The sequence below is a fragment of the Mesorhizobium sp. YR577 genome (assembly GCF_900116595.1).
GTDB lineage: Bacteria > Pseudomonadota > Alphaproteobacteria > Rhizobiales > Rhizobiaceae > Mesorhizobium_M.
Genome location: NZ_FPBI01000004.1, coordinates 167,617 through 182,046, shown reverse-complemented (window position 1 = coordinate 182,046; position 14,430 = coordinate 167,617). Strand labels below are relative to the sequence as shown.

The window sequence follows — 14,430 nt, the reverse complement described above, 5'->3', positions numbered from 1 at the left end:
GCGAGCTATTTCGTCGTCGCCTGGAACTTGCTCATCAGATACGGCCCGGAACGCACTGGAGCGTATTTCGGCGCTTCGCCGGGCGCGAGGCACTGCTCCAGGCAGACGATCTCGGCATTCCAATTGGGCTGGTGGAAGAAGGCCAGCGACTGCCGTCGCGCCATGCCGCCATCTTCGGGCGAGGGATTGACCACGCGGTGCATGGTCGAGACCCAGCGGTCGTTCGTCCACAGCGCCATCAGGTCGCCGATATTGATGACGAAGGCGCCCGGAACCGGCGGCACCGGCGTCCAGTTGCCGTCAGGCGTGATGAGTTCAAGGCCCTTTGATCCTTCCTGCGGCAGCAGGATGGTGAGGCTGCCATAGTCGGTATGTGCGCCGGCGCGAAGCTGGCCGGGTTTTGGCGGTGTGGTTTGTTCGGGATAGTTCAGCGCACGCAGCGCACTGATCGGCGCATCGATGAAGGCGTCGAAATAATCTTCCGGCAGTTTCAGGCCGACCGCAAACAGCCGCATGATGCGCGCGGCGAGATCTTCGAGTGCTGAGTAGTAGGCCTTCCACGCCGGCACGAAACCGTCCGGCTCGTCGGGCCAGATCGTCGCTGCATAGCAGAAGGCGAGTGCCTGTTCGTCGGTCATGCCGGCCGGCACGCTCAGCGGCCCGCCATTGAAGCTTTCCTTGAGGTCGGGCGGGCTGTCGACATCGCGCGACTTTGCCAACGCTTCCAGTTCAGGGCCGAGATAGCCGTAAGGATAACCCTTGTAAGGTGCTTTGGCCTTCTGTTTCTCATCAGGCGACAGGTCGAAGAAATCATGCGCCTTGCTCCACACGGCGTCGATCACCTGCTGCGGCACGCCATGGTTGGCGATGGCCAGAAAACCCGTCGAGCGGCAGATCGCGTCGACCTCGACGCCTAGCCGCTGGCGCTCCCCAGCGTCCGCTTTTTCGAAACGTCCGAGATCGAAGACGGGAAACTGCGCGGCCATGGTTAACTCCAGATCTAGACTGATACGCGATCCTAGCCAGCCGCCAAACCGGCTTCCAGAGCCGGGCGAAGGATTCTATTGGACGAATGACTGCCTGCGGTCGTATTTCCGATAGAACGGAGACACGCCCGACGGCAGAGTCGGTCCATACAAAGAGGCGACCCGGTATGAGCAAGACATTCCTTTCCCATCTCGAAACCGAGATTTCCGGGCTCAAATCGGCCGGGCTGTACAAATCCGAACGTGTGATCACCTCGCCGCAATCGGCCGAGATCGCGGTCGGCGGCAAGAAGCTCTTGAATTTCTGCGCCAACAACTATCTCGGCCTGGCCGACAGCACCGAACTGCGCGATGCCGCCAAGGCCGCACTCGATCGCTATGGCTATGGCATGGCCTCTGTGCGCTTCATCTGCGGCACGCAGGAGGAGCACAAGGAGCTTGAGGCAAAGATTTCTGGCTTTCTCGGCATGGAGGACACGATCCTCTATTCCTCCTGCTTCGATGCCAATGGCGGGCTGTTCGAGACATTGCTGGGCGAAGAAGACGCCATCATTTCCGATGCGCTCAACCACGCCTCGATCATCGACGGCGTGCGGCTCTCCAAGGCAAAACGCTTCCGCTATGCCAACAACGATATGGCAGCCCTTGAGGAAGAGCTGAAGAAGGCCGAAGGCAGCCGCTTCAAGCTCATCGCCACAGACGGCGTCTTTTCGATGGACGGCATCATCGCCAACCTGAAGGGCGTCTGCGATCTCGCCGAAAAATACGGCGCGATGGTGATGGTCGACGACAGCCACGCCGTCGGCTTCGTCGGCAAGCATGGGCGCGGCTCGGCCGAACATTGCGGCGTCGAGGGCAGGGTGGACATCATCACCGGCACCCTCGGCAAGGCGCTCGGCGGCGCTTCCGGCGGTTACACCTCGGGCAAGGCCGTGGTGGTGGACTGGCTGCGCCAGCGCTCGCGGCCCTATCTGTTTTCCAACACGCTGGCGCCTTCGATCGCCGGCGGTTCGATCAAGGTGCTGGAACTGGTCGCGAGCGGCGGGGCTTTGCGCGAAAAGCTCTACGCCAACGCCGCGCGCTTCCGCGCCGGCATGTCGAAGCTCGGCTTCACGCTGGCCGGTGCTGACCACCCGATCATCCCGGTGATGCTGGGCGATGCCACACTGGCGCAGGAAATGGCGCAAAGACTGCTCGACCACGGCATCTACGTCATCGGCTTTTCCTTCCCCGTCGTGCCGAAGGGCCAGGCACGCATCCGCACGCAGATGTCGGCGGCGCATTCGCCGGAAGACATTGACCGGGCGGTTGAGGCGTTTGGAGCGGTCGGTCGCGAATTGGGCGTTATTGCCTGAGCAAGACTCTTTCTAAAAACGATTCTGGATCAAGAGATTCGAGGAACAAGATCATGTCCAACATGATGCGCGCGCTGGTGAAGGCCAAGGCCGAACCGGGTATCTGGATGGAAGAGGTTCCGGTGCCGGAGATCGGCCCCAACGACGTGCTGATCAAGGTGCGAAAATCGGCGATCTGCGGCACTGACGTCCATATCTACAATTGGGACCAGTGGGCGCAGAAGACCGTGCCCGTTCCCATGGTGACCGGCCATGAGTTCGTCGGCGAGGTGGTCGATTTCGGTGCCGCGGTGAAGGACTATCATGTCGGCCAGCGCGTCTCGGGCGAGGGACACATCGTCTGCGGCCACTGCCGCAACTGCCGGGCGGGCAGGGGGCACCTGTGCCGCAACACGCTGGGCGTCGGTGTCAACCGGCCGGGCTCATTCGCCGAGTATCTGGCAATCCCGCAGCACAATGTCGTGCCGATCCCCGATGACGTGCCCGACGAGATCGCTGCGATCTTCGACCCGCTCGGCAATGCGGTGCATACGGCGCTGTCATTCGATCTGGTTGGCGAGGACGTGCTGGTCACCGGCGCCGGGCCGATCGGCATCATGGGCGCGCTGGTGGCGCAATGCGTCGGCGCGCGCAAGGTGGTCATCACCGACATCAACCCGGTTCGCCTCGAGCTTGCGCGCAAGCTCGGCGTGCATCACGTGGTCGACGCCTCGAAGGAAAAGCTGCGCGACGTCATGCGCGAGGAAGGCATGACCGAGGGTTTTGACATCGGCCTCGAAATGTCGGGCTCGGCGGTCGCCTTCCGCGACATGATCGATACCATGAACAATGGCGGCAAGATCGCCATCCTCGGCATTGCGCCCACCGGCTTCGAGATCGACTGGAACAAGGTCATCTTCAAGATGCTGACCCTGAAGGGCATCTACGGCCGCGAAATGTTCGAGACCTGGTACAAGATGATCGCGCTGGTGCAGGGGCCGCTGGACGTGTCCGGCCTGATCACCCACCGCATCGGCATCGACGACTACCAGCAAGGTTTCGATGCGATGCGCAGCGGCAATTCCGGCAAGGTGGTGATGGACTGGTGAGGGCGACCTGGCGCCTCACACAGAATCGTCGGTACTCGGCGTTTGTCCACCTGGTCGGCTCATGATGCGGTCGAACGCGTCGAAATCTGCCCGGTTCTTGCGGTATGCCGATTCCAGTCCGGTCAAAGCAACCATTAGGGCGTTCCGTTCAGTCTCGTGCATTCTTTCGAGTAGCGTTCTTTCAAACGCCTTCGCCAGCGGCACCATCTCGGCGTAGACGGCTCCGCCCGCTTTCGTCAGCGTCAGGTGCTCGACGCGGCGGTCGGCTTCGTCGGGGGTGCGCGTCAGCCAGCGCCGGCGTTCAAGCTCGGCCACGGCGCGCGACACCTTGGTCTTGTGCATGGCCGACTGTTCCCCGATCGCTTTTGCCGTCATCTCTCCGTGCTGGCCGAGGCCTGCAAGGACGCGCCATTCGGGGCGGGTAAGGCCGAGTCTGTCCTTGTAGATCCTCGCAAATTCGCGGCTGACCAGATCGGCGATATGATAGAGCCGATATGGGAGGAAACTTTCTAGTTCCAGCTTATCATTGGGCATTTGCTGCACACCTTAAAGTGCGTCCTTCGAGGCTCCCCTTCGACAAGCTCAGGGTCGCACCTCAGGATGAGGGAGGTTGGTGCTTTACCCAAGTTCTGAAACGCTAGTTCAACTGGGCGCAGGTGAGAAACGGCGCTTACCTCCCTCATCCTGAGGTGCGAGCGAAGCGAGCCTCGAAGGACGCACCGACCACCATTGATAGTTACATTTTCAATGGTTACATCTGTAACCAATTCAGGTCAATCATGGGAGGAAGCCATGGTCTTTTCCTACATGCCGGGTTTCGGCAACGATTTTGAGACCGAAAGCCTGCCCGGCGCGCTGCCGCAGGGCCGCAATTCGCCGCAGCGTCCGGCCTACGGGCTTTATGCCGAACAGCTTTCCGGCTCGCCCTTCACCGCGCCGCGCGGCACCAATGAGCGCTCCTGGCTCTATCGTATCCGGCCGAGCGTGAAGCATACGGGGCGGTTCAAGGCGGCTGACTACCCGCTTTGGAAGAGTGCGCCGAATGTCGGCGATCATGAGCTTGCTCTTGGCCAGTATCGTTGGAACCCGGTGCCGATGCCGAAGGAGCCGACGGACTTCATCGCCGGCATGCGTACCATGACCACGGCCGGCGACACGCTGGGGCAGTCGGGCATGGCGGCGCATGTCTATGTCGCCAACCGCTCGATGGTGGACGATCATTTCTTCAACGCCGACGGCGAGCTTCTGGTCGTGCCGCAGATCGGCCGGTTGAATTTCGTCACCGAAATGGGCGTGATCGAGCTGAAGCCGGGCGAGATTGCAGTGCTTCCGCGCGGGCTGGTGTTCAAGGTTGAGCTGATTGATGCGGAAGCGCGCGGCTATGTCTGCGAGAACTACGGCGCAAAGTTCACCATGCCGGATCGCGGGCCGATCGGCGCCAACTGCCTCGCCAACCCGCGCGACTTCAAGACACCCTGCGCGTGGTTCGAGGAAAAGGAGACACCGTGCCGGCTGATCGTCAAATGGTGCGGTTCCTTCCACGTAACCAAACTCGACCATTCGCCGCTCGACGTGGTCGCATGGCATGGCAACTACGCGCCCTACAAATATGATCTTGCGACGTTTTCGCCGGTCGGCGCGATCCTGTTCGACCATCCCGATCCGTCGATCTTCACCGTGCTGACCGCGCCCTCGGGCGAGGAAGGAACGGCCAATGTCGACTTCGTCATCTTCCCGCCGCGCTGGCTTGTGGCGGAAGACACGTTCCGCCCGCCCTGGTATCACCGCAACATCATGAGCGAGTTCATGGGGCTGATCCATGGCCAGTACGATGCCAAGGAAGAGGGGTTCGTGCCCGGCGGCATCAGCCTGCACAACATGATGCTGGCCCATGGGCCGGACGCGCCTGGCTTCGAAAAGGCCTCGAAAGTGGAACTGAAGCCGCATAAGCTCGAAAACACGATGGCCTTCATGTTCGAGACGCGCTTTCCCCAGATGCTGACGCGCTACGGCGCCGAACTGCCGACCTTGCAGCAGGACTATATCGATTGCTGGAAGGATCTCAGGAAGCGCTTCAACGGCACGCCGGAGGGCGACTGGTCTTGAGTAACAGACTGGTTCTGCTCGGCACCAAGGGCGGCCCGGCGATCAGACCGGGCGGGCCGTGGCCGACATCGTCGCTGCTCGAACTCGGCGGGCGAACGATCGTCGTCGATTGCGCGCTCGGCGTTACGCGCGGCCTGACCGACGCCGGCATCAGCCTGAAACAGCTAGATCTCATTTTCATCACGCACCTGCATTCCGACCATATTCTGGAACTCGGGCCGCTGATCCACACCGCCTGGACGGCCGGACTGGCGATGCCGGTAAAAGTCTTCGGCCCGGTCGGCACCGCCGACTACTGGCGCGGCTTCCTGCAATCCATGGCTTTCGACATCGACATTCGCATCGTTGACGAGGGCCGGCCCGACATCCGCGATCTGGTGAAGGTGGTGGAATTCGGCGAAGGGTCGGTACTTGCGGACGATGGGCTGAGCGTCACCGCGTTGCGCGTCGATCATCCGCCGGTGACGGAGTGCTTTGCGCTGCGCTTCGAGCATGGCGGCAAAAGCGTCGTGTTCTCAGCCGACACTGCCTACTTTCCGCCGCTCGCAGATTTCGCCAGGGGTGCCGACATCCTTGTCCACGAGGCGATGCTGGAGGAGGGCGTCGAGCGGCTGGTCGCACGGACGGGTAATGGCGCAAGGCTGCGCGAGCATCTCATGGCGAGCCACACCCTGGCCGCCGATGCCGGACTGATCGCCAAGGCGGCAAATGTCGGCCGGCTCGTGCTCAATCATCTCATTCCGGCGGACGATCCCGAATTCGACGAGGCTGATTGGATTGCTGCTGTCAGGAAAACATGGGCTGGCGGCTTGACGATCGGCCGCGATGGCCTTGTTGTGGAATTCGCGGACGAACATGCCGCATAAAGGGAGGACTGCATGAAACTGGCTACGCTGAAGAACGGCTCGCGAGACGGAAAACTCGTGGTCGTGTCGCGCGACCTGACGCGCTACACCGACGCATCCTTCCTCGTCCCGACCTTGCAGGCGGCGCTGGATGACTGGCAGCGCATCGCGCCGCATCTGGCGGCATTGGCGGAATCGCTTGAAACGGGTGCGGTTCCATCGCAGCGCTTTCATGAGCACGACGCGCATTCGCCGCTGCCGCGCGCCTATCAATGGGCGGATGGCTCGGCCTACGTCAATCACGTCGAATTGGTACGCAAGGCGCGCGGTGCCACGCTGCCGGAAAGTTTCCTGACTGATCCGCTGATGTACCAGGGCGGCTCGGATTCCTTCATAGGCCCGCGCGATCCTATCCTGCTCGCCGACGAAGCCTATGGCGCGGATATGGAAGGCGAAGTGGCCGTCATCATTGGCGACGTGCCTGCGGGTGCCAGCGTCGAGACGGCGCGTGACGCGATCCGCCTTGTCATGCTGGTCAATGATGTCTCCCTGCGCGGGCTGATCCCGGACGAACTCGCCAAGGGGTTCGGGTTCTTCCAGTCCAAACCTTCGTCTGCTTTCTCGCCGGTGGCTGTCACGCCCGACGAACTCGGCGACGCCTGGGACGGCGGCAAGGTTACCCTGCCGCTTCAGGTCGACCTCAACGGAAAGCCGTTCGGCCGCGCCAATGCCGGCGTCGACATGACGTTCGACTTTCCGCAACTGGTTGCCCATGCGGCAAAGACCCGGCCGCTGGTTGCCGGCTCGGTCATCGGTTCGGGCACCGTCTCGAACAAGCTCGACGGCGGCCCCGGCAAGCCGGTTTCCGAAGGCGGCGCCGGCTATTCCTGCATTGCCGAAATCCGCATGATCGAGACGATCGACGGCGGCGCACCGAAAACACCGTTCATGCGCTTCGGCGACGCGGTGCGCATCGAAATGAAGGATTCCGATGGCCGTTCGATCTTCGGCGCGATCGAGCAGACCGTGCAGCGCTACGAGGGCTGAGAGGACTAGTCTGTTCAGGGAGGAGGCGATGGACCTTCTGAGCCATAACCGCCAGATGGCGCGCAACAACCTCTGGTCCAACGACCGGCTTTATCGGGCGGCGGTCGCGCTTCAACCGGGCGAGTTCGAAGCGCCGCGCATCAGCTTCTTCCCCTCGATCAAGGAGACGCTGAATCACATCTACGCGGTCGATCTGTTCTATTTCGACATGCTCGAAGAGGTGGGCGAGGGGTTGGCGATCTTCGGCCGCCTCACGGACTTCGAAGATGCCGGCAAGCTTGCTGCCGCGCAGGCCGATTTCGATCGCCAGCTTGTCGCCTATTGCGACGCGCTTACAAGAAACGATCTTGAGCGGCGGGTGATAACCGACCGGGACGAGGCGGGTCAAATCCCCGAGCGCATCGGCGACCTGCTCGCGCATCTCTTCCTGCACCAGATCCACCATCGCGGCCAGGTCCATGCGATGCTGTCGGGCACATCGGTCAAGCCGCCGCAACTCGACGAGTTCTTTCTCGATTACGATCTGCGCTTTCGGAGGGAAGAGGTGGAACGGCTGGGACTCGACTGATCAGACGATAGCGACGTCGTAGCTGGCAAAATGCCTGTCGGCGGTCACCAGGGTCAGACCCTCAAGCTGTGCCTGAGCTATCAACAAGCGGTCGAATGGATCACCATGATGGCGCGGCAAAGTGGCCGTATGCAGGACATGCTGCGAAAGAATGGGTAACAGCATGACGTCGCTTGCCTGAATTGTTTCCAGCAAATCGCCCGGCATGGAAAGTTTGCCGGCAGCCGATTTGATCGCGATCTCCCAAAGTGAGGCGACGCTGATGTATTTTGGTGCTCCGCCCAGCAATATTTCGTCATGCGCCTTGGAGATACGCTTGTCGTCCGCGAGATCCCAGAGAACGATGTGCGTGTCGATAAGATAGCCTCGATCACTCACGAAACGTATTCATCCCATTCCGGACCGAGCAGGTCGAAGTCCTCGGCGATCCAGATTTGGCCTTTCATGGCGCCGCGTAGCGACTTTTTTGGCAGTGCATCTGCACTTGCCGCGATTTCGACAATAGGCTTTCCATGACGGGTCACGACAAACCGTTCGCCAGCTTCAGCGCGCTTCAGAATTTCTGAAAATTTTGCCTTCGCCTCGGCGGCGCTGAAGGTTGTAGACTTGCGCTCAATATTCATGGGCTGATCCTTTATGACCATAATTTAGGTCATAATTGACCGGCCCGCAATGCCGATCCTACTCCGCCGCATCCATCTTGATCACGCCGCGGCGGATCTGGTCTTCCTCGATCGATTCGAACAGCGCGCGGAAATTGCCTTCGCCGAAGCCTTCATCGCCCTTGCGCTGGATGAATTCGAAGAAGATCGGGCCGATGACGGTTTTCGAGAAGATCTGCAGCAGGATCTTGGTCATGCCGCCGTCGATCACGCCTTCGCCGTCGATGAGGATGCCGTGGGTTTTCATCCGCTCGATCGGCTCGTCATGGCCGTTCACGCGGTCGAACGACATGTCGTAATAGGTCTCGGGCGGACCGGGCATGAACTTCAGCCCGTTGCCGGCCAGCCTGTCGGTGGCCTCGTAGATTGCGTCCGTGCCGACGGCGATGTGCTGGATGCCTTCGCCCTTGTATTTGCGCAGATACTCTTCGATCTGGCTCTTGTCGTCGGTGGATTCGTTCAGCGGGATGCGAATCTTGCCGCAGGGCGAGGTGATGGCGCGGCTGATCAGCCCGGTCATCTTGCCGGCAATGTCGAAGAAATGGATCTGCTTGAAGCCGAACAGTTCGCGGTAGAAGGCCCACCATTTGTCCATCTGGCCGCGATAGACATTGTGGGTGAGGTGGTCGAGATAATAGAAGCCGACGCCCTCCGGCCGAGGGTCGCGCTCGCCGAGCCATTCGAATTCGGCATCATAGGCCGAACCCTTGGCGCCGTACTTCTCGATGAAATAGAGCAGCGAGCCGCCGATGCCGACGATGGCCGGCACGTCCAGCGTCTTGTCGTCGCCGTCATAGGGCGTCGCGCCCTTGGCGACGGCGTGGTCATAGGCATGCTTTGCATTCACCACCCGCCAGGCCATGGAAGGTGCGCAGGGGCCGTGTTTCTCCACGAACTTCATGCCGTAGGAGCCGGGTTCGGCATTGAGCACGTAATTGATGTCGCCCTGACGCCAGATGGTGATGTTTTTCGTCCGGTGGCGGGCGACCGGCTTGTAGCCCATGCGCTCGAACAGTTCGGAAAGCTTTTCAGGCTCCTGATGGGCGAATTCGACGAATTCGAAACCGTCGGTGCCGGCCGGATTGGCCTCGCTGATGGTGGCGGGCGGTGCGTCGTGCGGGAAGGGACCCATGATTGCCTCCTGTCGGCTCAAGAGCCGGAATCTCAGTGTTCATGCATGATAATCCCGATGGCGTGCATTGTGCTTGCATTCGGGTGCCCGAAATGATGAAAATGTGCGTACATCATGCAAGAATGATCGGAAAGTTATGGATAGTACGCGTCTTGATCAGTTTGATCGCAAGATATTGTCATTGCTGCAGGCCGATGGCAGGCTCACCAACAACGACCTTTCGGAGCGCGTGAACCTGTCGCCGTCGCAATGTTCGCGGCGGCGTCAGAGGCTGGAGGATGATGGGTTCATCCAGGGTTACCGCGCCGTGCTTGACCGCGACAAGCTCGGTTTTTCGCTGGTCAACGTCATCTCGGTGACACTGGCCACGCACAATCGCGACAACGCGCAGCGTTTCTCCGATCTGCTTTCAAGGCTTCCCGAGGTGCAGGAGGCGCATGCGCTGACCGGCGAGATGGATTACATCCTGAAGGTGGTGACGCCGGACCTGAAATCGCTGGCCGATTTCGTCAACGGCGTGCTTCTGCCGCACGAATCCGTGCAGCATGTGAAGACGGCTATCGTCTTGCAGACTTTGAAAGAGACTTCGGCCCTGCCGCTTTGAGGGCAGGGCGCGCGAGCCTCAGCCTCTGAACGGCTGGGCGGCCATGAACAGATTGGTCGAGCGTGCGCCCGAGCGGCAATAGGCGAAGACCGGGCCTTCCAGTTCGTCCAATGCCTTGGCCATGGCTTCGGCATCGGCAGGCGTCACCGGCTGGCCGCTGACGAGCGGGATATGACGAAAGGGCAGGCCCGCAGCCTCGGCGGCCTTGCCGATTTCGGATGCGGAAGGCTGGCCCGGCTGTTCATCGTCTGGGCGATTGCAGATGATGCTCTTGAAGCCGGCGGCCTTGATGGTGGCGATTTCGTCGGTGCTGATCTGCCCCGACACCGAGTAGTCGTCGGAGATCTGGCGATATTCCATGGTCGTCCCTCGTCAACGCTTGTTTGCATGCAGCATATAGGCTGCGCTGCCTTTTCGCGACACTCCTGCGATTGCATTTTTTCGGTTGCAACCGCTCCACGGTTTCATCCGCCGGGTTGATTGAAGAAAATCCTTCGAAGACAGCTGGTTGGCGACGAAACCGGAATCAGTTTGCTAATTGATTTCGAGCAGCCCGGCAGCTCCCATGCCGCCACCGACACACATGGTGACGACCGCATAGCGCACGCCGCGACGCTTGCCCTCGATCAGCGCGTGGCCGGCAAGCCGCGCACCGCTCATGCCGTAGGGGTGGCCGACCGCGATGGCGCCGCCATCCACGTTCAGCTTGTCGGGGTCGATGCCGAGCTTGTCGCGGCAGTATATGACCTGCACGGCAAAAGCCTCGTTGAGTTCCCAGAGCCCGATGTCATCGATTTTCAGGCCGTGGCGCTGGAGGAGGCGCGGCACCGCGAAAACCGGGCCGATGCCCATTTCGTCCGGCTCGCAGCCGGCGGCAACGAAGCCGCGCAATGTGCCGAGCGGCGTCAGGCCGCGCCTTTCCGCTTCCTTGTCGCTCATCATCACGCAGGCCGAAGCACCGTCGGAAAGCTGGCTGGCATTGCCGGCGGTGATGACGTGGCCTTCGCCGCGGACAGGCTTCAGACCGGCCAGTCCTTCGGCAGTCGTGTCGGCGCGCGGACCTTCGTCATGGGCAAGCTCGACCTCGCGGTGGGAGACTTCCTTGGTCTCCTTGTCGACCACGGCCATCGTCGTCCTGATCGGCGCGATCTCCTTGTCGAAACGCCCGGCTTCACGGGCGGCGGCCACGCGACGCTGGCTTTCCAGCGCATATTCATCCTGCGCCTCGCGCGAAATGCCGTAGCGCTTGGCGACGATCTCGGCCGTGTCGATCATCTGCATGTAGATGTCCGGCTTGATTGCCATCAGTTTCTCGTCGATCAGGCGGAAATTGTTCATCTTTTCGTTCTGGACGAGGCTGATAGATTCCAGTCCGCCGGCGATGCCCGCCGTGACGCCATCGTTGCGGATGGCATTGGCGAGAACGGCCATCGCCTGAAGCCCGGAAGCGCATTGGCGATCGATGGTAGTGCCGGCAACGCTGACCGGCAGGCCGGCGGTAACCAGGGCGCGGCGGGCGATGTTCAGCCCGGTCGTGCCCTGCTGCAAGGCGCAGCCCATCACCACATCCTCTATCTCGCCACCTTCGATCCCGGCACGGGCGAGGGCGGCGGCGATTGCATGGGCGCCAAGCGTGGCGCCGGGCGTGTCGTTGAGCGCGCCACGATAGGCCTTGCCGATCGGCGTGCGCGCGGTGGATACGATGACGGCGTCTGCCATTTCTTTCTCCTTGAGTTCTGGGTCGCGCCGATCAAGCGTCGTCGGAAAATTTGCCGATCTCGGCCGCTTTTTTCAGCAACGGCGAGGGCTTGAACGCATCGTCACCATTGCGGGCATACCAATATTCGAGACGATCGACGATTTTCGAGATGCCTTCCAGCCCGGCCCAGAACATCGGGCCGCCTTTGCCGATCGGGAAGCCGTAGCCGTTGACCCAGACGATATCGATGTCGGATGCGCGCGCGGCGATGCCTTCCTCGAGGATTTTCGCGCCCTCATTGATCATCGGATAGAGCGTACGCTCGTTGATCTCCTCGGCCGAAATCGTCCGGCGCTCGATGCCACGTTCCCTGGCCTTGCTCTCGATGAGCGCCTGGACTTCAGGATCGGGTATCGGCGTGCGCGAGCCGCTTTCGTAGAGATAGACGCCTTTGCCCGTTTTCTGGCCGAAGCGTCCCTGTTCGCAAAGCGCGTCTGCGATGATCGCGGTCTTGCCGGTCGCCTTGCGGTTGCGCCAGCCGATGTCGAGGCCGGCAAGGTCCCACATCTGGAACGGCCCCATCGGCCAGCCGAAATCGGCAAACACCTTGTCGATCTGTTCCGCAGAAGCGCCTTCGAGCAGCAGATTTTCCATATCCTGACCGCGCGCGGCAAGCATGCGGTTGCCGACGAAGCCGTGGCAGACGCCGACGACCACCGGCACCTTGGCTATCTTGCGGCCCACGGCAAGAGCGGTCGCCAGAACGTCCGGAGCCGTTTTTGCGCCGCGCACGATTTCGAGCAGCTTCATGACATTGGCCGGCGAGAAGAAATGCAGGCCGAGGAAATCCTGTGGCCGGCTGGTGGAGGCCGCGATCTCGTTGACGTCGAGATAGGAGGTGTTGGTGGCCAGGATCGCGCCGGGCTTTGCCACCGCATCGATCTTGCCGAACACTTCCTTCTTGACCGACATTTCCTCGAACACGGCCTCAATGATCAGGTCGCAATCGCCAAGGTCGGCGTAGTCCGTGGTGGTGGAAAAGGCGGCAAGGCGCTTGGCCTTGGCTTCTTCCGTCAGCGAACCGCGCGATACCGAGATGGAATAATTCTTGTCGATCATGCCGAGGCCGCGCTGAAGCGCTTCCTGGCTCATTTCGAGCAATGTTACCGGAATGCCGCCATTGACGAAGGCCATGGCGATGCCGCCGCCCATCGTGCCGGCCCCGATGACGCCGACGCGCTTGACGTCGCGCGGCTTCACGTCCTTGCCGACGCCCGGAACCTTGGCCGCCTCGCGCTCGGCGAAGAACAGATGCCGCTGGGCGCGCGACTGGTCGCTGGAAATGAGTTTCGTGATGAACTCGCGCTCCCGGGCATAGGCCTCGTCGAAGGGCAGGGTGACGGCGTTGCGGACGGACTGGGCGCAAGCGATCGGGGCTTCCAGCCCGCGTGCCTTCTTGGCGAGTTCGGCAGCCTGGCTGTCGAAGGCAGCGAGATCGACGTTTTCGATCTTGTCGTTGCGGTCGCGCACGGCCAGCAGTGAGCCGCCTTCGGCCACTTTCTGCCGCGCGAAGGCGACGGCATTGGCAACCAGATCACCCTCGATGACAGCGTCGATGAGGCCGCTTGCCAGCGCGTCCTTCGCGCCGATCGGCGTGCCGGAAACGATCATGGAAAGCGCCTTTGACGCGCCGACGAGACGCGGCAGTCGAACCGTGCCGCCACCGCCTGGAATAATGCCGAGCTTCACTTCAGGCAGGCCAAGCTTCGCGCCGGCATCGGCGACGCGGAAATGGCAGCCGAGCGCCAGTTCCAGCCCGCCGCCGAGCGCCGTGCCATGAATGGCGGCAACTGTCGGCTTTTCGATGGTTTCAAGGTTGGCGATCAGGTCGCGCAGTTCCGGCTTCTGCATCGGCTTGCCGAATTCCGTAATGTCGGCACCAGCAATGAAGGTGCGCCCCGCGCAGGCAAGAACGATCGCTGCGACCGAACTATCCTCCTGCAGCGCGTTGAACGCTGCGAACAGAGGCTCGCGAACGTGAAAACTCAGCGCATTCACCGGCGGATTGTCGATGGTCACGATGGCAATCTCGCCGTCGCGGGCGATGGTCACGGCATTCGTCATGCAAAGAAACTCCCTGGCGGCGCAGCAAGCGCCTCATCCTCAAACCGATCGCGTTTTGCGGGAGTTTTTGCGAGCGCACAAGATGCGTGACCTCCCATCAGCGACATACTACCGAGTATGTTGAAGACGGGAGGCCCGGTCAATCGCCTTGGGAGGGCGAAGGCGTAATTCAGCCGGCGGAAGTTTTCAGCGAGCGCTCATGCCGCCCCTGCCC

General features: G+C 61.5%; 15 protein-coding genes. 7 read left to right on the top strand and 8 right to left on the bottom strand.

All coding sequences use genetic code 11. The features are described from left to right. Nucleotides 1–5 precede the first annotated feature (5 nt). Entirely contained in the window at nucleotides 6–986 is a 981-nt protein-coding gene (locus BM413_RS07725) for an isopenicillin N synthase family dioxygenase (RefSeq protein WP_091912024.1), read from the bottom strand. Nucleotides 987–1,153: 167 nt separating this feature from the next. Between BM413_RS07725 and BM413_RS07720 the strand changes: the two genes are divergently transcribed. Continuing rightward, nucleotides 1,154–2,341, top strand: coding sequence for a glycine C-acetyltransferase (locus tag BM413_RS07720; RefSeq protein WP_091912022.1), 1,188 nt, complete (start codon nucleotides 1,154–1,156; stop codon nucleotides 2,339–2,341). A gap of 53 nt (nucleotides 2,342–2,394) precedes the next feature. Then, nucleotides 2,395–3,429 carry an L-threonine 3-dehydrogenase gene (gene tdh / locus BM413_RS07715; protein ID WP_091912020.1) on the top strand — a complete coding sequence of 345 codons (1,035 nt, stop codon included), beginning with the start codon at nucleotides 2,395–2,397 and terminating at the stop codon, nucleotides 3,427–3,429. Nucleotides 3,430–3,444: 15 nt separating this feature from the next. Here tdh and BM413_RS07710 read toward each other — a convergent pair whose 3' ends face one another. Then, nucleotides 3,445–3,963, bottom strand: coding sequence for a MarR family winged helix-turn-helix transcriptional regulator (locus BM413_RS07710; RefSeq protein ID WP_091912018.1), 519 nt, complete (start codon nucleotides 3,961–3,963; stop codon nucleotides 3,445–3,447). Nucleotides 3,964–4,221: 258 nt separating this feature from the next. On the opposite strand from BM413_RS07710, the gene hmgA reads away from it, so the two are divergent. The 4 genes from hmgA to BM413_RS07690 are packed head-to-tail and all read left to right on the top strand — an operon-like array spanning nucleotide 4,222 to nucleotide 7,995. Continuing rightward, on the top strand, nucleotides 4,222–5,535 hold the full coding sequence (gene hmgA / locus BM413_RS07705) for a homogentisate 1,2-dioxygenase (protein ID WP_091912016.1): 1,314 nt from the start codon (nucleotides 4,222–4,224) through the stop codon (nucleotides 5,533–5,535). After that, nucleotides 5,532–6,401 carry an MBL fold metallo-hydrolase gene (locus BM413_RS07700; RefSeq protein WP_091912014.1) on the top strand — a complete coding sequence of 290 codons (870 nt, stop codon included), beginning with the start codon at nucleotides 5,532–5,534 and terminating at the stop codon, nucleotides 6,399–6,401. The genes hmgA and BM413_RS07700 overlap by 4 nt, the downstream gene beginning before the upstream one ends. 12 nt (nucleotides 6,402–6,413) lie before the next feature. After that, nucleotides 6,414–7,427 carry a fumarylacetoacetate hydrolase family protein gene (locus tag BM413_RS07695; protein ID WP_091912013.1) on the top strand — a complete coding sequence of 338 codons (1,014 nt, stop codon included), beginning with the start codon at nucleotides 6,414–6,416 and terminating at the stop codon, nucleotides 7,425–7,427. 28 nt (nucleotides 7,428–7,455) lie between these two features. Next, nucleotides 7,456–7,995, top strand: coding sequence for a DinB family protein (locus BM413_RS07690; RefSeq protein ID WP_091912011.1), 540 nt, complete (start codon nucleotides 7,456–7,458; stop codon nucleotides 7,993–7,995). Here BM413_RS07690 and BM413_RS07685 read toward each other — a convergent pair whose 3' ends face one another. From BM413_RS07685 to hppD, 3 genes are read right to left on the bottom strand one after another with little or no spacing between them, the layout of a single operon-like run. Beyond that, the gene (locus BM413_RS07685; protein WP_091912009.1) at nucleotides 7,996–8,373 is read right to left on the bottom strand and encodes a type II toxin-antitoxin system VapC family toxin; all 378 of its coding nucleotides are present in this window, start codon (nucleotides 8,371–8,373) and stop codon (nucleotides 7,996–7,998) included. It abuts the gene before it with no gap. After that, nucleotides 8,370–8,618 carry a type II toxin-antitoxin system Phd/YefM family antitoxin gene (locus BM413_RS07680; RefSeq protein WP_091912273.1) on the bottom strand — a complete coding sequence of 83 codons (249 nt, stop codon included), beginning with the start codon at nucleotides 8,616–8,618 and terminating at the stop codon, nucleotides 8,370–8,372. The genes BM413_RS07685 and BM413_RS07680 overlap by 4 nt, the downstream gene beginning before the upstream one ends. Before the next feature lie 58 nt (nucleotides 8,619–8,676). After that, nucleotides 8,677–9,789, bottom strand: coding sequence for a 4-hydroxyphenylpyruvate dioxygenase (gene hppD, locus BM413_RS07675; RefSeq protein WP_091912008.1), 1,113 nt, complete (start codon nucleotides 9,787–9,789; stop codon nucleotides 8,677–8,679). 136 nt (nucleotides 9,790–9,925) lie between these two features. Here hppD and BM413_RS07670 point away from each other — a divergent pair, with 136 nt between their 5' ends. Then, nucleotides 9,926–10,393, top strand: a complete 468-nt coding sequence (locus BM413_RS07670; protein ID WP_091912006.1) for an Lrp/AsnC family transcriptional regulator — start codon at nucleotides 9,926–9,928, stop codon at nucleotides 10,391–10,393. Nucleotides 10,394–10,411: 18 nt separating this feature from the next. Here BM413_RS07670 and BM413_RS07665 read toward each other — a convergent pair whose 3' ends face one another. The 3 genes from BM413_RS07665 to BM413_RS07655 all read right to left on the bottom strand — a co-directional run bounded on the left by BM413_RS07665 (nucleotide 10,412) and on the right by BM413_RS07655 (nucleotide 14,216). Then, on the bottom strand, nucleotides 10,412–10,753 hold the full coding sequence (locus BM413_RS07665; RefSeq protein WP_091912004.1) for a protein tyrosine phosphatase family protein: 342 nt from the start codon (nucleotides 10,751–10,753) through the stop codon (nucleotides 10,412–10,414). 174 nt (nucleotides 10,754–10,927) lie between these two features. Further along, on the bottom strand, nucleotides 10,928–12,112 hold the full coding sequence (locus tag BM413_RS07660) for an acetyl-CoA C-acyltransferase (protein WP_091912002.1): 1,185 nt from the start codon (nucleotides 12,110–12,112) through the stop codon (nucleotides 10,928–10,930). Nucleotides 12,113–12,143: 31 nt separating this feature from the next. After that, nucleotides 12,144–14,216: a 3-hydroxyacyl-CoA dehydrogenase NAD-binding domain-containing protein gene (locus BM413_RS07655; protein WP_091911999.1), complete on the bottom strand. Its 2,073-nt coding sequence runs from the start codon at nucleotides 14,214–14,216 to the stop codon at nucleotides 12,144–12,146. Nucleotides 14,217–14,430 lie beyond the last annotated feature (214 nt).